Below are 23,151 nucleotides of genomic sequence, written 5' to 3' on the forward strand. Positions count from 1 at the left end.
TTTCCATAAATAATGCCGTCTTGGAATAAACATTTCTATATATAGAATAAAATTCCTTTTATTTTTACATTTTTTTCAATAAAATAGGACTTATACTCTATTTTTTTGTCGTATAAGTCCATAATTCCAGATAGTATATTAGTGAATAATAGAATGATCTAAGATTACAATCCATAAACATCGGAAAATTCAATATCTATTCTATCAATTAAACTCTCTAAGCCATCATTATAGTTAGCTCTTGATCTATATTCCTCATCTAATTCTTTAATAGGTATATCTATAATAAACTCCGTGAATTCTCCAACTTTACTCTTAACATTGATAGTTCCACCGTGTAACTCAACTAGTAGTTTAACAACTGTCAATCCAATTCCACTTCCTTCGCTATTTCGCGTAAAGGATTTATCAACCTGTCTAAATCGTTCAAAAACCATTTTCTGTTTCTCTTCCTGGATTCCAATTCCAGTATCTTTTACTGCTATGCTAATGGAATTCTCCTTAACGTATAGACTTACAGAAATTTCATCTCCTTCATCTGTAAATTTTAGTGCATTAGAAAACAGATTTAAAATAACTCTTTCAATGCTAAATGGATCACAGGCAGCTATCTTACTTTTTATATTAGAGTTAAATATTAATATCCTATTTTTATTTTCTATATAGTCTTCAACTGAGTAAGTTATCATTCTTATAAGATCAACTATATCGTGATTCTGTAAATTCAAATCAAATGAATTCGAGTTTATTTTTGTAATATCAACCAGATTATTAACTAGCTTCAAAAGTCTATAATTATTCTGTTTAATTATGTTTGTATATTTATCAATCTTTTCATTAACCTCTGAACTCAAACTATTATTCCTATAAAAGTTTAGCATTTGCAAAGCAGAAAAAGAAAGGTTTAATGGTGTTTTTAGCTCATGGGATAGGTTAGCAAAAAACTCAAGTTTTAATTTATTATATTCAAGTTGTTCTCTTAGCAGCCTATGCTCAGTACTGTCTATTCCACAACTTAATGTACCTTCAATATTTCCCTCTTTGTCCGTTAATGCCGAGTTATGCCAAGATACTATCCTTTCTTCACCATCTTTAGTTACAATAATCTCATCGGAATATTCTATCAATTCTCCATTTATTATGGATTCAAAGTTATGCTTTGCATCCTCTCTATTTTCTTTCTTAGAAAAGTTGTCATGCCAGGTTTTCCCAAGAAGTTCTTCTTCACTATACCCTAGAATTTCACATCCCTTTCGATTTATTAATACTATTTTTTCTTCTTTATCTAAAACTAGAAACAGAACTTCAGCAATATCAAGATATTTTTGAAGTTTGTCTCTTTCTTTTTTTAAAAGAGCAGTTCGTTCTTTTACTTTAATGTCTAGTATTTCATTAGACCGTTCTAGATTTTCATATAAACTTGCATTTTCAAGGGATATCACTATCTGTGAAGATAACATTTCTAAAATCTTCAATCTATCTCTAGTAAAGGCACCTGTCATTAGGTTATTTTCTAAATAGATTATTCCCTTGAGCTCTCTTTGATTAATCAAAGGAAAACATAAGACAGATTTTGGCATTTTATCAACTATATATTTGTCGCATCCAAATTTTAAAGACTGGGTTGAATTTTCTAAAATAACACTTTCATTTGTTCTGCTCACATAGTTTATGATACTCCTAGGAATATCATCATACTCATCAACTAGTGTATCACTGATAACTATTATTTTTTCATCTTCACTATCATTCTTTCCCTTAATTAAAAATTCATCATTCTCTTTAATCATAAAGACTACTTTCTCAGCCCCTACATTTTCAATAATTATCCTAATCAGTTTTTTAACCAATTCATCTAAAACAATTTCCTGAGATATGGCTTGATCTGCTTTCATGATAGTATTTATATCTACTAATTCTAGAGCAGTCACTGTCGTTGGTTTTTCATCTTCATTTTTTTCAAACTTTTCGTAAAAAATTTCTAGATATTTTTTTTGTAATGCCTTTACTTTTGCTTCTGCTCCCCATCGTTTATAGCTGAAATATGCTTCTTTAAAGTGTACTCTAGCATATCTATATTTGCTTTTACTAAGCCAAAAATTTGCAGCTAGCTCATTTGCTAAAGCTGCCTCATTTATATATTCATGTTCCTTTGCTAGAGAGATTGACTTATCATAATATTCTATTGCATCATCAGTCCTATCTGTTACTCTCATAAGCTCTGCTTCAACTAAATAGTATTTATGCAAGAAGTTCATCGGAGCATGATTAGACCAATTTCTCATCCTCTCCTGATTTTTGATGACTCTATTTAAAATTTCTTCTTTTTCTTTATTTGAAGCAGTATGATATATTGCTAAACTTGAAAGAGAATCAAAATAGTAAAAAACAGCAATATCCACCATGCCCGCCACTCCATCTAAATTTTCTTCTGCATTTTTTGCTGTTTCAACCGCAAGTGAATACTCTCCAAGAGTATAATTTAATATTGTTTTACTCATGAAAAGGAAAAACATTCCGGACATATCTCCTGTATCATTCATAACAGAAAGCATTTTATTTTCATCACACATTTCCCCTGTAAGTTCAATTGGGTTCTTTGATTTTCCTTGCATATTTAAAGCAAGCTGTCCAAAGATTTTTTTGTAGTTTAATGATGAACATTCTTTTATTTTTCCAATAATCTTTATATTGTCTGCTATCTCTTCTTCCAATGTTTTAAGTGGACGTCCTAGATAAAGTGAGTTTTTAGCATGTCCTGCCAAACAGCAGGCAGCGTATTGGAAACTTCCGTTTTCTATTCCTGCTCTATAACCCTCAACAAATTGATCGAGTGTCAATTTCAAATGCTCTTTCCAATGCTTTATGCTATAAGCATCCATGTCTAAAACCATAACCTTATATTGTTGTAGGCTTTGTTTTTCTATCATTTTAACGCTTACTTTTCCAAATTTATAGCCCAGCTCCACATTATTTTTTACCGTACATAGCAGAAGACCATAAAATGTGTATGCTCCCGCTGAAAGAGGAGAATTCCCGTATTTTATAGATAGTTCAACCATTTTACATGCTAAAATTGGTGTCAACTTTGGAGCTGCCTTATAGGTGGCCGGTATGGTACATAACATAATCTGCATCGCAGCTAGTTTGTCAGGATCACTCATATAAGGTAAATTAAGCAAGTCATCGACTTTCATTTCTAACATAGCTTCTTTTATCCTATCAAAAGATTTATCAATATCAGCTTGTTTTGGCTGAAAAGGTATATCAACTTCCATTAGCTTAATTACTGATATCCCTGTATTTAATGCTTCCTTAAAATTGTTTTGGGCCAGATAGTATTGTATTTTTATATTGTATACCTTAACTTTATCCGTTAATTTCTTTGCCCTTTTCAAAACTATTTCTGAAAATATATCCATTTGTTCATAATCACCTATAAGATAAGCCATTTCAGCTATTTCACAGTGTAACTTTAAAGTCAATCCATAATACTCTTCCCAGGCATCATCGTTTAACATTTCAATCCCTGTTTTAAAGTAGGTATAGGCTGGTTTATAAGCCGAAGAACTTTTTGCTGCTATACCAGCCCTAAGATTTAACGCCGCGAGTTCTATTCGTTCATTCTCTTCTTTTAGAGTTGATTTACCTATATTAAAATGTCTTACTATTTCAAATAACTGCTCTATTTTTTCCTTTTCCTGATATTGCTTTAATAACAAACCCCCAATGTGTAAATGAGTAGCTAGTCTAATCTCTTCAGACATCAAGGAATATACAGCCTGTTGTATTCGATCGTGAAGAAATCGAAACATTTCATTTGGCTTTAATGACTTCATGCCGAAGTTATTAACGCTAGATATCAATCCTTCTTTAACCGCCGACTGCAGATCCTGTAGCACATAATCTCTGGTTTCATTACTTATTAAAGCCAAGGTCTTTAAGTCAAACTGATTGCCAATACATGCTGCTCTTTCAAGCTGTTGTCTAGTTGAATGATCTAAAGTAATAATTTTTTTTATCAATAACTCTACTACATTATCTGTTACATCCAGTTTTTTTATTGCTGCTGTATCCCAGCACCATCTAGCTGAATTATAGTCATACCATACGTATTCTTTATCATACAATGTCTGCAGAAATTGTTTAGTAAAAAAAGGATTTCCCTGAGTTTTGTTGTATATGAAATCTGATAATTCCTCAATATCAGATAAATCTTTTTTAAAACCTATAAAAGTATCTGCAATCAATACTTGAACATCTTTCCTCCGAAATGCTGTCAGTTCTATAGTATTAGCGATAATATTGCTCTTAGCCAATTCATTTTTCATCATCATAAGCGGCTGAATTAAATCAATTTCATTGTCTCTGTATGCTCCTACAATCAATAGATGGTTGATTGACTCATTTGTCATCAGCATCGTTATAAAATTTAAACTTGCAGAGTCTGCCCATTGTAAATCATCAATAAATATAGTGAGTGGGTGTTCTTCCTTTGCAATGATCTTCATAAAATTTGCAATGGTGAATTTAAATCTATTTTGTGACTCCATAGCTTCAAGCTTAGGAACGGGACTTTGTTTTCCAATAATTAATTCTAAAGATGGAACAACTTCTGTGATTACCATCCCATTGTTTCCTACTGCTTTCAATATATTTTCACGCCATATAGCTAATTCCTCAGATGGTTTGGAAAGCAACTGATCAATAAAGTTTTCAAGGGCCAAAATAAGCGCGCTATAGGGTATTCCTCTCTGGAATTGCTCAAACTTACCTGATACAAAAAATGTGGCATCACTTAGGAGTTTTTTCTGCATCTCTCTCACTAAAGAAGATTTACCTATTCCTGCATAACCTTTAATTAGTACTAGTTGCTTTCTCCCTTTACTAGCTTTTTCTATAAATGATGATAATTCTTTGAATTCTTTATCTCTTCCATATAGCTTCTCTGGTATTTCAAATCTATCGACAGTATCCTCCTTGCCTATTTTGAAATACTCTATATTTCCACTGGACATAAAGCTTCTTTGACATCTTCTTAAGTCTTTTTTCAATCCTACTAAGCTTTGATATCTACCTTCAGGCATCTTAGCCAAGAGCTTCATTACCATGTCCGATAACACCTGCGGTATCCTTTGATTAATGATCGCAGGAGGTACAGCTTTTTGTGCAATATGGGCATAGATGAGCTCTGATTTATCATCTTGTTCGAAGGGTAGTCTCCCTGTGAGAAGTTCGTAAAGAGATACTCCAAGGGAGTAGTAATCTGTACGATAATCTACTTTCTTATCTATTCTTCCTGTCTGTTCTGGTGATATATATGATAATGTCCCTTCTAGTTGTTCAGGATTTCTACCTATATTTTTATCACCAGTCATTAATACCGAACTTCCAAAATCAATAATTTTTATGTCTCCACTACTATTGATTAGAATGTTATTTGGATTAATATCCATATGAATAATACTATTCTTGTGAATTTCGTTTATAGTATCAGCAAGTCGAATAGCTATATCGAAAATTTTTTCTACCTCAATTTTTTTATTTTTAAGTAGTTCTCCTTCAAAATTTTCTCTAACTAAAACCGGTCTCCCTTGCCAATTCTCTAATTCATATACTCTTGCTACGCCTTCAATATCGTTAACCTTTTGAGCAACCTCATATTCATACTTAATCTTTTCAATATTATTTAGTGTTAATCGCTCAGAAGATAGGGTCTTTAGAATTACTTTCTCATTTTTTGCACTGTTATAGCCTCGGTAAATAAGTGTATCCTTTCCTTCATAAATCAATTCCTTGATTTCATAATCTCTAAATCCCATTGTATTCTCACCATCCCACTCTCAAACTCAATATCTATGCTACTTTTTCTACATTTCTCCATTTATCACAAATTTCCTCTCAAACTTACATTTTTTTCTATACAAAAAAAGAAGCTCTACGACAATTTTAACGTCATATAGCTTCTTCAATGTAAAACAGTTCAATATAAGCTTTTTTAGTTTCCTCTAATATAATAATGCCTTTATCTCAGGGAATGGATCTAACGCCCTTTCCAAAACTCCTGTTATATATCCTATTAGTACTCCGTAATTAACTATCGGCATACCTATTTCCTTGGCTTGCTCTATCCTGAACTCCATTTCCTTAGGATTCAGCATACATCCTCCACAGTGGAGAACAAGATTAAACTCCTTCATTTTATCAGGTTCTGGGTATGCAGTTCCTGAAGTCCATTCAAAGTTTAGCTTTCCTCCTACCATCTTCTCAAGCCATTTTGGAATCTTGTCTCTCCCAATATCACCATCTTGTCTATGGTGAGTACATCCTTCACAAATAAGTACCCTATCTCCTGGATTGAGGCTTTTTATCCTACTTACACCCTTTACTAGTTCCATTAAGTCACCCTTGTATCTTGCAAATAAAATAGAAAATGAAGTTAGGGTTATGTCCTTAGGTGTATCTTTATCTACCCTTGCAAAGGCTTGGGAATCGGTTACCACTAATTTAGGTTTCTTTCCTAAGCTCTCAATGGTTTCCTTTAATTCTGTCTCCCTTGTGACCATCGCAATTCCACCGTGGTCAATTATATCTCTAAGGGTCTGCATCTGAGGAAGTATCATCCTTCCCTTAGGAGCAGCCTTGTCTATAGGTGTAACTAGAATCACAACATCAAAGGGATCTATTAAATCGCCAATTATTACTTTTTCGTGTGTTTTTAAGTTAGCTTCCCTGATTATAGTATTCTTTAGTTCACCAATGCCTTCCTTTGTAGCTGCACTAACCTTAACAAAGGGAATTTTATATTCAGAGCTCCACTTTTTTAATATATCATCTTCAACATCTTCTATGTCAATCTTATTAACTACACCTATAAGAGGTATTTTTTTTTCTTTAATTCTTGAGATTATCTCAATATCATAGTCAGTAATTCCAGTTTCACCATTTACTAAAATAATAGCAAGTTCAGTCTTGTTGAGTACCTGATAGGTTTTCTTAATCCTTAGCTCTCCAAGTTCACCAACATCATCTAATCCAGCCGTATCAATTACAACAACCGGGCCAATAGGTAATATCTCCATAGCTTTATAGACTGGATCCGTTGTTGTTCCAGCCACATTAGATACCAAAGCAATATCTTGATTTGTAATTGCATTAATGAGGCTTGATTTTCCCGCATTTCTTTTTCCGAAAATTGCTATGTGTAATCTATTACTTCTTGGAGTATCTTGCATCTATATATCCTCCCTTCTAATTTTCAGATATGGTGGCATCATTCTGCCAGATTCTTCTACAGCTTTAAAGGCCGATTCTAAATCTACCATATTTTTGTCACTGTATATCTGATAGTTATATCTATATTTTGGAGGTGTATTTATCAACATAATCGTATTTGCACCTGCTTCTAGTGCCTTTGTTTGCCCATCTGGATCAAGAGATGCCAGAGCCGTTGTCGCAGGTATAAATACCCTCTTACACACTATTCTTGTTACAGCTACGGCCTTAAGGGTCATATCTATGCTTCCCTTAGGGTAGTTTTCAAATGGAGTCCCCTTAGATGGGACGAAGGGTCCTATCCCAATCATATTTATTCCCATTTCCTTGAAGAATAAAATATCCTTGGCTATATCCTCCACAGTTTGTCCCGGAAGACCTATAATATTACCTGATCCGTTAAGATATCCTAATTCACGTAACCATTTGGAACATTCCACTCTATGGTCAAAATCATCATCGGGATGAATAAATTTAAAAAGTTCTCTATTAGTTGCTTCAATCTTAAGAAGAAAGTTATTCGCCCCAAGCTTTCTGTATAATTCATACTCTTCCCTTGGTCTTTCCCCTATACTAAGGGTGATATTCATTTTAGTTTCTTTCTTAACTCTCTTTATCAGGGATGAAATTTTATCCGGTGTCCACCACAGGTCTTCACCCGATTGTAGAATAACAGTTTTTAGTCCGATTTCATGGAGATAATGAACAACCTCCATAATCTCATCCTCATCCATCCTATATCTATTAAGATCATCTAAACTCTTTCTAATACCACAATACTTACAGTCTTTACGGCAATAATTTGAAAACTCTATTGCCCCCCTTATATCAACTGTGTCTCCGACTATTTCTTTTCTCATTCTATCGGCAGCAAGGAATAGAGCATCCTTTTCAGCTTTTCTTTCAGTTCTTAGCAGCATTGCAATATCTTCAAAGTTTAATTCTTCTCCATCTTCGATTTTCTTTAAAACCTCCATAAATTCTGGAGATATAACTGAATCCATTAATTTATCAACTAATCCAGAAAGCTTCCTCGGTTTGTCAGGATAAACCCCTTCAATAGTAATACTATTCTCCCTAAGGATTTTCTCCGCTCGATCTTTATCTTCTATTTTCACCTTAATAGCAGTCGCACATACCGTTCCATATTCAGAAGGAGCAGGCACTAAGGATGTATATATATCTTCATCCTTTAACAGCTTATCACCCCTAAGCATATGACTTGTAGAACCTGCCATGATGAGGTAATGTTTGATTTGTTCTTTTGTCATAGTAACCTCCATCGTTTATAGAGTTATTTATTTTAGATTATTAATTTAGCCTAGAAGTAAAGGTCTCTTTCTCCCTTTTCTAATCTTTCTAATCTCTTAATAGTTTCCTCTTTTATCTTTTTATCAACTACTTTATCTAATTCTCTTTCAAGTAATGCCTCTCCCTCTTTTCTTGTTGCATCAGATCCATAATCCAACAAGTACTCTTTAAAGGTTAATATTGCATTTGGATGACAGAACTCATGGATGTGGGCATCCTTAGCAAGCTCCATAAAGGCTTCACCTGTTCTCTTTTCTCTGTAGCATGCTGTACAGAAACTTGGTAAATGTCCCTGCTTTGCTACTACTTGAAGCATTTGATCAACACTTCTCTCATCGCTCGTTTCAAATTGTGTCGCTTCGCTATCGTCTTCCTCATATCCACCTGGATTAGTCTTTGAACCAGCAGAAATTTGAGATACTCCAAGTTCAAGTAACTCGTCTCTTAAAGCGGCACTTTCTCTTGTAGATAAGATTATTCCCGTGTATGGCACAGCTAATCTATAAACTGCAACTATCTTTTTTATGTCTTTATCTGATACTGGATACGGTACTTCCTTTAATGCTGAGTTATGGGCAGGTCTCAGTCTTGGTATTGAAATAGTATGTGGTCCCACATTATATTTATTATCTAGATAATCAGAGTGAATTAGTGTGGCAAGCACATCAAATTTGTAATCATACAACCCTAAAAGTACTCCTATACCTAAATCATCTATACCAGCTTCAAAGGCTCTATCAAGAGCAGTTAATCTATAATCGTAATCAGATTTTGATCCAGTTGGATGCATTATTTTATAAGTCTCTCTATGATATGTCTCCTGGAAAATTTGGTAAGTTCCAATACCTACTCCTTTTAACTTTTCAAAATCCTCCACCGGTAGAGGCGCAGCATTTACATTTATTCTTCTTATGTCAGTATTATCGTATATTGCCTTAACAGAATCTACTATGTGGTCTATATCTGTCTTCTTTGCGTCCTCACCACATACTAAAAGAATTCTTTTATGGCCTTGGTCTTCAATTGCCTTTGATTCATTAACTACTTCCATGGCGCTTAGTGTTCTTCTGTGAAGATCTTTATTTGCTGCCCTGAAACCACAATACAAACAATTATTTGTACATTCATTACTTGTATAAAGCGGTGCAAAAACTACAATTCTATTTCCATAGATTTTTTCTTTTATATACTTTGATGCTTCAAACATTTCATTTAATAAGTCCTCATCCTCTACTTGAAGCAGTACTGACGCCTCTTCAAATGTCAATCCAAAGCAATCCTTTGACTTTTCTATAATCTTTAATATATCATCCTTTGGCGTTTCCTTAGCCTTTTCAAGTAATTCATTTATAAAACTCTCATTAATGATTTTATGAGTATCCATTAGCATATACCTCCTATTTTTTGATTTCTATTTTTTAGTCAACGCACTCTTTACAGTCACTCCATCTAATCTTCCAAGCTTTCCAGTCATAGCTCCAATCTTATCCGTCGTTCCATCAACTATTATGGATATTACCTTTACTTTTTTCTCCTTATAGGGAATTCCCATTCTCCCTACAACTAAATCTGAATAACTTGATAATATAGAGTTTACAATCTGTACGCTATCTTCGTTTTCAACAATTATTGCTACCACACCAATTCTTTTATCCACCAGACTCCCCCCTGTGTTACATTGTTAATCTTACTCCTCCCAAAGATTTTCTCCAAACAAAAAACTTTCCAAAAGATAAGAAAAATGCTTACCCTTTGGAAAGTCTTATGCAAAAAATGGCATACTTTACCTTCCTCATTTCTTACCTTTTGCTCAGAAATATCCTTGCAATTAGTTAATAAAAATATGAAGTTGTGACCTAAATAAGTTTGTTGTCATCCTCCTAATGGATACAATCCATTAGTCAGAGTCTGTACTACTATATATATACCCTCAATGTTATTTTTATAACATATTTATTTTATTAGACAGCGTAGATGATAAATCATCTACGCTGAAATTATTACTAAGGTTAATATCTATTTTTATTCTTCACATCCGCATGCAGCTTCTTCTACTGAGCAACCACCGCAGTTTTCTTTAATTTCATATATTTCTCTCTTAACGTAGTGAGTATGAAGAAGATCGTGAGACTTATGTCCATTTGGCTTACCTAAGAACTCTTCGTAGATCTTTGTGATCATTGGGTTCTTATGTGATTTTCTTTGTTCCATTATTGTATCTTCTTCATATAAAGCCTTAGCTCTTTCTACTCTTACATCTACATCCATTAGGGTCTTAGCATCAACGTGAGGCTGTCCACCACCAGTTACACAACCACCGCTACATCCCATAATTTCGATGAAATGATAATCCTTTTCACCGGCCTTAATCATTTCTAATACCTTACCTGCATTAGCTGTTCCATGAACAACCGCTATTCTAATTTTATTTCCAGCTATCTCTAATTCAGCTTCTTTAATACCTTCTTCAACACCTCTAACAGCGCCGTATTCTATATCTTCTAGGTCTTCACCTGTTAATACATCTGCAACAGTTCTAAGTGCTGCTTCCATAACTCCACCTGTAGCTCCGAAGATAACACCGGCTCCAGTGTACTCACCAAATACTTGGTCAAAGTTTTCATCTGGTAATTGTAAGAACTTAATTCTAGCTTGCTTGATCATCTTACCAAGTTCTCTAGTTGTAATTACCGCATCTACATCTCTTAAACCATCAACTTCCATCTCTTCTCTTGCTGATTCAGTTTTCTTAGATGTACATGGCATTACTGAAACTACAAAGATCTTCTTAGGATCAATATTGTTCAGTTCTGGATAGTATGACTTTAATACTGCACCCACCATTTGATGCGGTGATTTACAAGTTGATAAATTCTCTAAGAACTCTGGATAATAGAATTCACAGTATCTAATCCAACCAGGTGAACATGAAGTAATCATTGGTAGCTTTCCACCATTTTGAAGTCTATCTAATAACTCGTGACCTTCTTCCATGATTGTAAGGTCAGCCCCAAAGTTAGTATCGAATACTTTGTCAAATCCAAGCCTTCTAAGAGCTGCAACCATTTTACCAGTTACTCTAGTTCCTATAGGTAATCCGAATTCTTCACCAAGTCCTGCTCTAACAGCTGGCGCAGTTTGAACTAATACATGTGTATCTGGATCTTCAATTGCATCCCATATTTTTTCGATGTCTGATTTCTCTCTTAAAGCTGCAACCGGACATGCAACTATACATTGTCCACAGTAGATACATGGGGCTTCAGCCATACTCTTATCAAAAGCAGGAGCAACCTCAGTCTCAAATCCTCTGTGTGTAAAGTCTAGGATTCCAATTTCTTGAACCTTCTTACAAACATTAACACATCTACCGCAAAGAATACATTTGCTTGCATCTCTTACGATTGAAGCAGACTTATCATCAACAGTGCTAACTCTTTTTTCACCTTCGAATGATACCTCTTCAATTCCTAACTCTTCTGATAATGTTTGAAGTTCACAGTTTCTATTTCTAGAGCATGTTAAACATTCTCTATTATGATTTGCTAAAATCAACTCTACAGTCGTTTTAACAGTCTCTCTTACATGCTTTGTGTTTGTCTTAACAACCATTCCCTCTCTAACAGGAAGAACACATGATGCTTGTAAGCTTCTACCACCTTCTACTTCTACTAGACAAACTCTACAAGCTCCTACTTCGTTTATATCCTTAAGATAACAAAGTGTTGGTATATCTATTCCAGCTTCTTTAGCAGCTTCAAGTACTGTGTAGTTACTTGGCACTTCAACCTGCAGACCATTTATGGTTAAAGTTACTTTCTCCATCTTTCACCTCTCCTTATCCTCTAGACTTACCGATACTATTGTTTAATAATAGCGTTAAATGGACACTTTTCCATACAAGCTCCACACTTGATACATTCGCTCTGATCTATTTCATGTAACTTCTTAACTTCTCCGCTTATACAGTTTACTGGACACGCCTTTGCACATAATGTACATCCTTTACATGTGTCTAGTATTTTGTATTCTAATAATGACTGACAAGCTCCCGCTGGACACTTCTTGTCATTTACATGAGCTTCATACTCATCTCTAAAGAACTTTAATGTAGATAATACTGGGTTAGGTGCTGTCTGCCCAAGTCCACATAATGATGCTGACTTGATTGTTTCTGCTAAGCTTTCTAGCTTATCAAGATCCGCTGGCACACCTTTCCCTTCAGTTATCCTCTCAAGTATCTCTAGCATTCTCTTTGTACCTTCTCTACATGGTGTACACTTTCCACATGACTCTTCTACTGTAAAGTCTAAGAAGAATCTTGCGATGTCAACCATACAGTTATCTTCATCCATTACGATCATACCACCTGAACCCATCATTGATCCTAGAGCTACTAGGTTATCGTAGTCGATTGGTGTATCTAGATGCTCTTCCTTTAAACATCCTCCTGATGGTCCACCTGTTTGTACTGCCTTAAACTTCTTACCGTTAGGGATTCCTCCACCTATTTCGAAGATTACTTCTCTTAGTGTTGTTCCCATTGGGATTTCTAGTAATCCTGTGTTAACTATCTTTCCACCTAGAGCAAATACCTTTGTTCCCTTTGACTTTTCTGTCCCTATTGATGAATACCAATCTGCTCCATTTAGGATGATTTGTGGTATGTTTGCGTATGTCTCAACGTTGTTAAGTAGCGTCGGTTTGTTCCAAAGTCCTTTTACCGCTGGGAATGGTGGTCTTGGCTTTGGCATACCTCTCTTACCTTCGATTGATTGTAGAAGTGCTGTTTCCTCTCCACATACGAAGGCCCCTGCTCCTAGTCTTACTTCTAGGTCAAAGTTAAATCCTGTTCCGAATATGTCCTTTCCTAATAGTCCATATTCCTTTGCTTGCTCTATTGCTATTTCTAATCTATTTACTGCTATTGGATACTCTGCTCTTACATATACGTATCCTTGGTCTGATCCAATTGCGTATCCTGCTATTGCCATCGCTTCTATTAATGCATGAGGGTCTCCCTCAAGTACACTTCTATCCATGAATGCACCTGGGTCTCCTTCATCGGCGTTACATGCTACATATTTCTTGTCATTCTTTGATCCGTATGCAAACTGCCACTTAAGTCCAGTAGGGAATCCTCCACCACCACGGCCTCTAAGTCCAGATCCCTTTACTTCTTCTATTACTTGCTCTGGTGTCATTTCTGTAAGTACTTTTCCAAGTGCCTTGTATCCATCCATCGCAATGTATTCGTCTATAATTTCAGGGTTGATTACACCACAGTTTCTTAATGCTACTCTCATTTGCTTCTTGTAGAATCCTACTTCGTCTATTGACTTTATAGTATCTTCTTCTACTGACTCTTGGTGTAGTAAGTCCTTAACTATTCTTCCCTTTAATAAATGCTCTTCAACTATTTTTTCTACATCTTCTGTTGCTATTTGACTATAAAATGATCCTTCTGGGTATACTATTACTATCGGTCCTGCTTCACAAAGTCCAAAACATCCTGTTTTTACTAGTTTTACTTCTTTTGTAAGGTCGTGCTTTTCAAGCTCTGTAATGAATTTTTCTTCTATGCTAAGAGATCCTGATGATGTACATCCTGTTCCTGCACAGATCAGTACGTGCGATCTATATAATTCCATTTTTTTACCTCCCTTTAGTCTTTGTGGTATTCCTTAAGGGTCAGCCAACAGCTAATTGCCCACAGCTGACAGCAAATTCTTAATTTCTAGGCTTTCATTCTGGTAGCCCTATATCATTATTTACTTCTCATATGCTCCAATTGTAAACTCTGATACTACTTTTCCGTTTACTATATGCTCTGCAATTACTCTTATAGCTTTTTCAGCACTCATATCTACGTATGTTACCTTTTCTTCGCCTTCTTTGTATACTTCTACTAATGGCTCAAGCTTACATACTCCTATACATCCTGTTTGAGTTACCTCTACGTCTGCTAGGTTTCTCTTATTTACTTCTTCTAATAAAGCAGTTAATACCGGTCTTGCTCCTGCAGATATTCCACAAGTCGCCATACCTACTACTATTCTTGTTCCTTTTCTTTCTTTTCTTATATCTACTTTCTTTAGGGCTTCTTCCCTTATCTTAGCTAATTCTGCTAATGATTTCATTCTTTAACCTCCCTAAGTAGTTATTTATTATATTTAGATTTAAACTCTATTAGTCCATTTCTCACATAATGTCTGTTTTTTTCTATGTTTTGCAAATTTTTTTCCTATCCTATTTAGCAGTTTGTTAAATATTAAATTAATATGTCTAAATGTTAATTAGTTTGTTAAATATCAAATTAGTATTTCTTTAAAATGTCAGGAACATCTGCTTCTACTAATTTACCATATACATCTTCATTTACAGTAAGTACTGGTGCAAGTCCACATGCCCCTATACATCTTGTAGCTTCTAATGTATATTTACCGTCCGGTGATGTTCCACCTACTTCTACATCTATGTCTCTACTAATTCTGTCGATTATAGCTTGAGCTCCCTTAACATAACATGCTGTTCCTAGACATACTCCTATTACATAATCTCCCTTTGGTTCAAGTGAGAATTGTGAATAAAAGGTTACTACACCATAAATCTCTGCTACTGGTATGTTTAGTGCCTTTGAGATTGTCTTTTGTACTTCTAATGGTACTGCTCCAAATATATTTTGAGCTTCATTAAGTACTGGCATTAACGCACCTTTTCTTCCTTTGTTGGCTTCGATCACTTCGTGCAATTTGTCGAAATTCTCTTTAGTTAAAATATTCTTAGCCATGTCACCTCTCCTTTCATATTTATTAAAAATAAAAATTAATCCTCTCCATCGTATACATTGTACTATTCCTACTACCAAAAATCAATTATAGATATAAAATATTTTTATGGTATATAGGTATACTTCTAGTATATTGTATACACGGAAATTCAAATTTTGAAACCTTGTAAAATAGTATTACATTACCCCATTGTCGTATTCTGTCGACTTTTGTTAAAATTATATCATTTCCCACTTTTTATTACAACTAGTTTTGTAATAAATATGTAGTAGAAAATCTTACTAATAAGAATTTATCAAAAAAAACACAAGGTATCAACTAAAAAATTGTTAATACCTTGTAATTTTTTCATTTTTTTTGCTTAATCTTGATTATGTTTTAATCATGGATATTATATAACTTTATTTAAAGTTCAAGCCAACAACTTTAAATCTTTACAATCTTCTATTTTCAACGCTTTATATATCATCTTATTGATATAAGATATGAATCCCTACTATAATTTAATATTCTTAAAAACTTTTAATGCCATATTTCAATAAGATACTCAATTAAAAGCATTACTTACGCAGCTAAGGCCTTCTTATCATCCTTAAGGAAAATCAGATAATAAAATATCGGCACAATTACGGCTCCACCTATTAAGTTTCCAATTGTTACAGGAATTATATTATTCATCCATATCTGAGCTCCAGTAATTTCTGCTCCTACAAACTTTCCTACATAGATGAAAAACATATTTGCTATACTATGTTCGTATCCTGATAATACGAATAACATTATTGGAAACCAACAAGCAAATATCTTACTAGTTATATCCTTTGCTCCTGTAGCTAGCCAAATGGCAAGTACGACTATAATATTACAAAGAATTGCTCTTGCTAGTACGGCTCCAAGGCCTAAGCTAGTCATAATAGTTGCTTTCTTAGTTGCAATCGCTATTGCCTTATCAGCAACTGCTCCTGTATAAAGCCCTGTCTTAGCAATAAGTATCGCTATTATTATTGATCCAATAAAGTTTCCTATATACACAAGTACCCAGTTTCTAAGCATATCCTTAAAATTGTATTTCCCCGTCATAAGACCTAAGGTCATCAAGTTATTTCCTGTAAAAAGCTCAGCGCCAGCCATAACAACAAGCATAAGTCCAACTGGAAAAACTGCAGCTCCAATTAATTTTGCTAATCCTATATCTCCTACTAAGGCTCCCATAGTAGTTGCACCAACAGCTCCAAAGGCAATAAATGCTCCAGCTAAAATACCTAATAAAAGTAGTGATAGCGATGATTTTGTTGCCTTAGCATATCCAACATTAACCGTTACTTCAGCTATTTCTTTTGAGGACAACATTCTCTTATCCATTAACAGTTTCTCCTTTTCGTTATTTAATTATCAATTTCCATCAAAAATTTAGGCATAATTTATTTATGCACTATTATAAATATAATTTAATGTCTTCTCTTTCAAATCTCATGGATTTTTCAGCTAAATCAACACGTCTGGTATCCATTCACGTAAAAACCATAACCTCATATTTAGCATACTCACCTATAGTCTTATCCTGCTCTATTTTTCGAATACTAACTTTCCATTATACTCTAAAATACTTTTTACATTAACATTTGAGATGTTGAAAAAGTCAGTCTCTGATATACATTAATAGTCTATAATATTCTTTCCTCATGGGAGTATATATTCATTTTTTTCCCTCTTGCAAAACCTACTAAAGTAATTCCAAGTTTATTAGCAATATCTACTGCTAAATCCGTAGCAGCTGATCTTGACACAACAACAGGTACACCTACCTTTGCAGACTTAAGTAACATTTCAGAAGATATTCTACCACTTGTTAAAATAATCTTATCCTTTAAGTCAATATCCTTAACAAAGGCTTCTCCTATGATTTTATCAATAGCATTGTGTCTTCCTACATCCTCATGGAATATAAGTTCATCTTCTTTACTGCACAAAAGGCAGCTATGCACCCCTCCTGTCTTAATAAACAGCTCTGACCTTTTATTAAGTCCATTTGAAATTTGAAAGATGTATTCCTTCTTCACATCAAAGTCATTATATATCTTTTTCGTCTTTAAAGCGTCTATTACGCTATAAAAAATTGTACCTTTTCCACATCCCGTCGTCATAGTTCTTTTCCCATACAGTTTCTTGGTTAATAAATCTTTTCCCTTTATCTCCACACGGGCTGTTCCTTTTATCTCATCAATTCTCATACTTTTTATATCTTCTTTTCTTTTGATAAGTCCTTCTGAAATCAAAAAACCTATTGTCAGATAATCTAAAGATTGTGGAGTACAAAGAAGGGTTATAAATTCTTCATCATTAATGAATATTGTTAGTGGATATTCCTTTATTACCATATCTTCTTTTTCATATATCTTATCATCTTCAATTTTTGTAATTGTAACTTCTTTATATACCTGCATACTTAGTCTCCAGTCTTTTTAGTTCTATATGACATCTTCTCAAATCTTCTTTTGTATTAAGATTTTCAAACATTCTCCAATCAGGACTAAAACATCTAGCTGCTCTTTCTTCAATGTAAGCTACGTTTAACTTTTTCATAAGAGAATATATACTTTTTTGATTAGATTTAATGTGATCCTCTATATTATTTACAATATTTTTTGAATAGAAACAATTAAAGGGCTCAATCCAGTCCCCAAATCTAGTAATTAACGCATCAGCTTTGTCACATTGCTTTAAAAACTTCTTCATATAATTTATATACTGGTTATTTATATAGGGCATATCACAGGCGATTACGTAGCTATATAAGCTACTGGCCTTTCCTAGTCCCGCATGCAATCCTCCTAAAGGCCCTAAATCTTTAATTTTATCTTCAACAACTGCTACATTGCGGTAATTATGAATACCTTTAACATTACTAACTACTATTATCTCCTCAAAGGATTTACTTAAATTTTCAATTATTATATCTATTAAGTATCTATCTTCTATCTTTATTAGCTGTTTATCAAAACCCATTCTTGAACTTTTTCCACCAGCCATAATAATAGCAGTACCTAACTTTTTCATATTTTCTCCTATCCTTTTATATAGACGTAATTATATAGAAAGAGTGGAAATAGGAAAGAGGCGAAATTTAATATTTTGTCTCAATCCTACTCCTTTTCCACATCCTGTTTTAACCCGAATTATTTATGAAAAGTTTAAAAGTGTGCAAGTAATTTTGAATTTTTCATGAATAATTTGAGGCTTAATTATATTTTCTCTACTTTCACAGCACAAACCTTAAGTTCTGGAATATTACATACATCATCTAGTGCCGTATTGGTTAGAACATTTGCTGCTCCTTCTGCGAAGTGGAATGGCATAAATACTACTCCATCATCAACAATGTCAGTAACATTTACCTTTGTCGTTATTGTCCCTCTTCTTGAAGAAACTTTAACCATTTCATCCATTTCGATCTTTAACAGCTTTGCTGTTTCAGGAGAAATCTCTATATATCCTTCAGGGGCAATTTTATTTAATCCCTCAACTCTACCCGTCATACTTCTTGTATGATAATGATATAAAATACGTCCTGTTGTAAGAATTAAAGGATACTCCTCGTCAATCTGCTCCGCTGCAGGCTTATATTGTATTCCAGTAAATAGCCCTTTCCCTCTAGCAAATTTACCTTTATGGAGATATTGGGTTCCAGGGTGATCCATAGAAGGGCATGGCCACTGGAGTCCTTCTCCCTCAATTCTATCGTAACTTATACCACCATATTGTGGTGTTACTGAAGCTATTTCATCCATGACATCACTAGGATGATTGTATTGACTTTCATAACCTAGTTCATTCATTAGTTCCATGAATATAACCCAGTCAGCCTTAGCTTCCCCTGGTGCCTCAACAGCCTTTCTCAATCTTTGAATCCTTCTTTCAGAATTCGTAAAGGTCCCATCCTTTTCTGCAAAACATGCAGCTGGAAGCACAACATCTGCAAATTCAGCAGTCTCTGTTAGGAATATATCCTGAACCACTAAAAAGTCTAAGTTTTTAAGAGATTCTCTTACATGATTAATATCAGGGTCCGATACCATTGGATTTTCTCCCATGATATACATAAATTTAACATCTCCATGATGGGCACCATCCATCATTTTCGGAATTGTTAAACCTACCTCATCGGAGAGGTTTGCTCCCCATGCCTTCTCAAACTTTTCTCTTACCTCTGGATCAAATACTTTCTGATATCCTGGGTAGTTGTTTGGAAGTGCACCCATGTCGCAGGCACCTTGAACGTTGTTTTGCCCACGCAGTGGATTAACTCCGGCCGATTCCTTCCCAATATTACCGCATATCATAGCAAGATTAGCTATACTTTTAACGTGCTCAGTTCCTGAACTATGTTGTGTAATACCCATTGCATAGAATATACCAGCTTTATCCCCTGATGCATATATTCTAGCAGCCTCTACTATATCATCTGAATTAACTCCGCAGATTTCTGCAGCCATTTCTGGCGTAAAATCCTTTATCGCATCAACTAATTCATCAAAGTTTTCAGTTCTGCTATCAATATATTCTCTATCGTATAACCCTTCCTTAAATATTACATTCATCATTCCATTTAATAAAGCTACATTAGTACCTGGTTTAATCTGGATGAATACGTCGGCATCCTTAGCTAAATCTATTCTTCTAGGATCGGCTACTATTAACTTAGCCCCCCTGTTTATGGCTTGTCTCATTTTCGAACCAATTACTGGATGGGCTTCTGTTGTATTAGAACCTGTTACAAACAGCACATCAGCATTTACTATTTCACCAATACTATTAGTCATAGCACCGCTACCAAGAGTAGTTGCAAGACCTGCAACTGTAGATGAATGTCAGAGTCGTGCGCAGTGATCAACATTGTTCGTACCTATAACAGCTCTAAAAAGTTTTTGCATAAGGTAGTTTTCTTCTGTTGTACACCTAGCAGATGTTAAGCCAACAAAAGCATCTGCACCATGCTCACCTTTAATCTCTTTTGCTTTACTAGCTATAAGGTCATAGGCTTCATCCCATGTAGCCTGTACAAACTTTCCGTCTTTTTTTATCAAAGGAGTTTTAAGTCTATCGGGGTGACCTATAAAGTTAAATCCAAATTTCCCTTTAACACAAAGCAGTTCATTATTTGATGGCCCATCGGCAGGGTCAATTCTTACTACCTTGTTATCCTTAACTACTAAATCCATCTGACATCCAACACCACAGTATGAGCATGTTGTTCTAACCTTTTCAACTTGCCAATTTCTAAATTTTTCTTTGCTCTTAGGCATTAAAGCCCCAACAGGACATACAGAAACACAATTTCCACAGGATACACATGAGGACTGCTTCATTCCTTCTTCGAAAGGATGAGTTACGTGGGTCCTAAATCCTCTTTCACTAAATCCTATTGCACTAGTACACTGAAGTTCATCACATACTCTTACACATTTTCCACATAAAATACATTTGCTTTGGTCATTATCATAAAATATGTTACTTTCATCAACAGGTATGTTCCTTACCTCGCCTTTTGATAAGTTTTTATTCTCTACATCATACTCATAGCAATAATCTTGAAGCTTACATTCACCTGATTTCTCACATGTTAAACAATCATTCGGATGATTTAACATGGCAAACTCTAATATATTTTTTCTTGCTTTAATAACTATTGGACTATGGGTATGAATAACCATACCTTCTGATACTGGTGTCGTACATGCAGTTACAAGATTTCTAGCACATTCCACTTCTACAGCACAAATTCTACATGCTCCATGTGGCACTAGTCTTTTATCATGACAAAACGTAGGAATCTTTATTCCAAGTTTTTCGGCGGCTTGCAGTATAGTTAGACCTTCCTCAGTTTTAACTATTTCTCCGTTAATCGTTATATTAATCAATTACTATCCCTCCTTTATCTAATTACTTCTTAACAATGGCATCAAATGGGCATTTTTCCATACAAGCACCACACTTAATACACTCTGTCTGATCTATTTCATGTAATTTCTTAACTTCTCCACTTATACAATTTACAGGACATGCCTTTGCACATAATGTACATCCCTTACATGCATCCGTAATTGTGTATTGTAATAACGACTGACATACTCCTGCTGGACATTTCTTTTCATATATATGAGCTTCATATTCATCTCTAAAATATTTTAATGTTGAAAGTACTGGGTTCGGTGCTGTCTGTCCAAGACCACATAGTGAAGTTAATTTGATTGTTTCTGCGTAATCTATTAGCTTATCTATGTCTTGTGGTTCTCCATTTCCTTCTGTTATTTTATCTAAAATCTCTAGCATTCTCTTTGTGCCTTCTCTACATGGCATACATTTTCCGCATGACTCGTCCACTGTGAAATCCAAGAAAAATCTTGCTATATCTACCATGCAATTATCTTCATCCATTACAATCATACCACCAGAACCCATCATTGACCCTAGTGCTATTAGATTATCGTAGTCAATCGGTGTGTCTAAGTGTTCTTCTGTAATACATCCTCCAGAGGGCCCACCTGTTTGTACTGCTTTAAAATTCTTACCATTCGGAATTCCGCCACCTATTTCATAGATTACTTCTCTTAATGTTGTTCCCATTGGAATTTCTACTAATCCTGTGTTAACTATCTTTCCACCTAAGGCAAATACCTTTGTTCCCTTTGATTTTTCTGTTCCAATTGATGCAAACCATTCTGCTCCGTTTAAAATAATCTGTGGGATATTTGCATAGGTTTCAACGTTATTTAGCAACGTTGGCTTATTCCATAATCCTTTTACTGCTGGGAAAGGCGGTCTTGGTCTTGGCATCCCTCTCTTACCCTCAATTGATTGAAGTAACGCTGTCTCTTCTCCACATACAAAGGCTCCCGCTCCAAGCCTTACTTCTAGGTCAAAATTGAATCCTGTCCCAAATATATCTTTCCCTAACAACCCATATTCCTTTGCCTGCTTTATTGCTATTTCAAGCCTATTTACCGCTATTGGGTACTCTGCCCTTACATACACATAGCCTTGATCTGCTCCGATTGAATATGCAGCTATTGCCATTGCCTCTATTACTGAATGAGGGTCTCCCTCAAGTACACTTCTATCCATGAATGCACCTGGATCTCCTTCGTCGGCATTACATGCTACGTATTTCTGTTCTCCTTTTGAGTTATAGGCAAATTGCCATTTTAGTCCTGTAGAAAAGCCTCCGCCTCCACGACCTCTAAGACCTGATGCTTTTATCTCGTCTATTACTTCCTGAGGTGTCATTTCTGTAAGTACTTTTCCAAGGGCTTTGTATCCGTCCATTGCAATATATTCCTCAATATCCTCTGCACTTATTAAACCACAATTTCTTAGGGCAACCCTCTCTTGCTTCTTATAGAACCCTATTTCATGTATCGGCTTTATTGTATCTTCTTCTACTGACTCATTGTGCAGTAAATCCTTTACAACTATTCCCTTTAATAGATGCTCTTCTACTATTCTTTCTACATCTTCCATATTAATTTGACTATAAAATGATCCTTCAGGATATATTATTACTATCGGTCCCGCTTCACAAAGTCCAAAACATCCTGTTTTTACTAGTTTAACTTCTTTAGTTAATCCTTGTTTTTCAAGCTCTGTTTTGAATCTTTCTTCTATTCCAGTAGATCCTGACGATGTACATCCTGTTCCGCCGCAAATCAGTACGTGCGATCTATATAAATCCATTTCTTTACCTCCCTTTAATCTTTGTAGTTTTCCTTAAGAGTCA

At 34.8% G+C, this 23,151-nt stretch carries 14 protein-coding genes; all 14 read right to left on the reverse strand.

Annotation, left to right across the window (positions count from 1 at the left end; genetic code table 11):
• Window positions 1-164 precede the first annotated feature (164 nt).
• Window positions 165-5,822, reverse strand: coding sequence for an AAA family ATPase (locus tag R9X47_RS06480; protein ID WP_432665924.1), 5,658 nt, complete (start codon window positions 5,820-5,822; stop codon window positions 165-167).
• A 186-nt stretch (window positions 5,823-6,008) separates the two neighbouring features.
• Complete coding sequence (gene hydF / locus R9X47_RS06485; protein ID WP_432665926.1) at window positions 6,009-7,235, reverse strand: [FeFe] hydrogenase H-cluster maturation GTPase HydF; 1,227 nt, start codon at window positions 7,233-7,235, stop codon at window positions 6,009-6,011.
• Window positions 7,236-8,546, reverse strand: a complete 1,311-nt coding sequence (hydE, locus tag R9X47_RS06490) for a [FeFe] hydrogenase H-cluster radical SAM maturase HydE (RefSeq protein WP_432665927.1) — start codon at window positions 8,544-8,546, stop codon at window positions 7,236-7,238.
• Window positions 8,547-8,596: 50 nt separating this feature from the next.
• On the reverse strand, window positions 8,597-9,976 hold the full coding sequence (gene hydG / locus R9X47_RS06495; protein WP_432665928.1) for a [FeFe] hydrogenase H-cluster radical SAM maturase HydG: 1,380 nt from the start codon (window positions 9,974-9,976) through the stop codon (window positions 8,597-8,599).
• 21 nt (window positions 9,977-9,997) lie between these two features.
• Window positions 9,998-10,243 carry a TM1266 family iron-only hydrogenase system putative regulator gene (locus R9X47_RS06500; protein ID WP_432665929.1) on the reverse strand — a complete coding sequence of 82 codons (246 nt, stop codon included), beginning with the start codon at window positions 10,241-10,243 and terminating at the stop codon, window positions 9,998-10,000.
• Window positions 10,244-10,608: 365 nt separating this feature from the next.
• On the reverse strand, window positions 10,609-12,411 hold the full coding sequence (locus R9X47_RS06505) for an NADH-dependent [FeFe] hydrogenase, group A6 (protein WP_432665930.1): 1,803 nt from the start codon (window positions 12,409-12,411) through the stop codon (window positions 10,609-10,611).
• A 35-nt stretch (window positions 12,412-12,446) separates the two neighbouring features.
• Window positions 12,447-14,237: an NADH-quinone oxidoreductase subunit NuoF gene (nuoF, locus tag R9X47_RS06510; RefSeq protein ID WP_432665931.1), complete on the reverse strand. Its 1,791-nt coding sequence runs from the start codon at window positions 14,235-14,237 to the stop codon at window positions 12,447-12,449.
• A gap of 120 nt (window positions 14,238-14,357) precedes the next feature.
• Window positions 14,358-14,726, reverse strand: coding sequence for a (2Fe-2S) ferredoxin domain-containing protein (locus R9X47_RS06515; RefSeq protein ID WP_432665932.1), 369 nt, complete (start codon window positions 14,724-14,726; stop codon window positions 14,358-14,360).
• A 176-nt stretch (window positions 14,727-14,902) separates the two neighbouring features.
• Window positions 14,903-15,376: an NAD(P)H-dependent oxidoreductase subunit E gene (locus R9X47_RS06520; RefSeq protein WP_432665933.1), complete on the reverse strand. Its 474-nt coding sequence runs from the start codon at window positions 15,374-15,376 to the stop codon at window positions 14,903-14,905.
• A 565-nt stretch (window positions 15,377-15,941) separates the two neighbouring features.
• Window positions 15,942-16,739, reverse strand: coding sequence for a formate/nitrite transporter family protein (locus R9X47_RS06525; protein ID WP_432665934.1), 798 nt, complete (start codon window positions 16,737-16,739; stop codon window positions 15,942-15,944).
• Between the two features lie 302 nt (window positions 16,740-17,041).
• On the reverse strand, window positions 17,042-17,821 hold the full coding sequence (fdhD, locus tag R9X47_RS06530; protein WP_432665935.1) for a formate dehydrogenase accessory sulfurtransferase FdhD: 780 nt from the start codon (window positions 17,819-17,821) through the stop codon (window positions 17,042-17,044).
• Window positions 17,808-18,434, reverse strand: a complete 627-nt coding sequence (gene mobA / locus R9X47_RS06535; protein ID WP_432665936.1) for a molybdenum cofactor guanylyltransferase — start codon at window positions 18,432-18,434, stop codon at window positions 17,808-17,810. The genes fdhD and mobA overlap by 14 nt, the downstream gene beginning before the upstream one ends.
• Window positions 18,435-18,619: 185 nt before the next feature.
• Complete coding sequence (gene fdhF, locus R9X47_RS06540) at window positions 18,620-21,295, reverse strand: formate dehydrogenase subunit alpha (RefSeq protein WP_432665937.1); 2,676 nt, start codon at window positions 21,293-21,295, stop codon at window positions 18,620-18,622.
• Between the two features lie 22 nt (window positions 21,296-21,317).
• Window positions 21,318-23,108, reverse strand: a complete 1,791-nt coding sequence (nuoF, locus tag R9X47_RS06545; RefSeq protein WP_432665938.1) for an NADH-quinone oxidoreductase subunit NuoF — start codon at window positions 23,106-23,108, stop codon at window positions 21,318-21,320.
• Window positions 23,109-23,151: the final 43 nt, after the last annotated feature.

It is taken from the genome of Wukongibacter baidiensis (assembly GCF_050888315.1).
GTDB classification, from domain to species: Bacteria; Bacillota; Clostridia; order Peptostreptococcales; family Caminicellaceae; genus Wukongibacter; species Wukongibacter baidiensis.

Bases quoted from the DNA above. Each gene is read 5' to 3' on its own strand.
- R9X47_RS06480 (WP_432665924.1), bottom strand. From the start codon at position 5,822: ATGGGATTTAGAGATTATGAAATCAAGGAATTGATTTATGAAGGAAAG.
- hydF (WP_432665926.1), bottom strand. From the start codon at position 7,235: ATGCAAGATACTCCAAGAAGTAATAGATTACACATAGCAATTTTCGGA.
- hydE (WP_432665927.1), bottom strand. From the start codon at position 8,546: ATGACAAAAGAACAAATCAAACATTACCTCATCATGGCAGGTTCTACA.
- hydG (WP_432665928.1), bottom strand. From the start codon at position 9,976: ATGCTAATGGATACTCATAAAATCATTAATGAGAGTTTTATAAATGAA.
- R9X47_RS06505 (WP_432665930.1), bottom strand. From the start codon at position 12,411: ATGGAGAAAGTAACTTTAACCATAAATGGTCTGCAGGTTGAAGTGCCA.
- nuoF (WP_432665931.1), bottom strand. From the start codon at position 14,237: ATGGAATTATATAGATCGCACGTACTGATCTGTGCAGGAACAGGATGT.
- R9X47_RS06515 (WP_432665932.1), bottom strand. From the start codon at position 14,726: ATGAAATCATTAGCAGAATTAGCTAAGATAAGGGAAGAAGCCCTAAAG.
- R9X47_RS06520 (WP_432665933.1), bottom strand. From the start codon at position 15,376: ATGGCTAAGAATATTTTAACTAAAGAGAATTTCGACAAATTGCACGAA.
- R9X47_RS06525 (WP_432665934.1), bottom strand. From the start codon at position 16,739: ATGGATAAGAGAATGTTGTCCTCAAAAGAAATAGCTGAAGTAACGGTT.
- fdhD (WP_432665935.1), bottom strand. From the start codon at position 17,821: ATGCAGGTATATAAAGAAGTTACAATTACAAAAATTGAAGATGATAAG.
- mobA (WP_432665936.1), bottom strand. From the start codon at position 18,434: ATGAAAAAGTTAGGTACTGCTATTATTATGGCTGGTGGAAAAAGTTCA.
- nuoF (WP_432665938.1), bottom strand. From the start codon at position 23,108: ATGGATTTATATAGATCGCACGTACTGATTTGCGGCGGAACAGGATGT.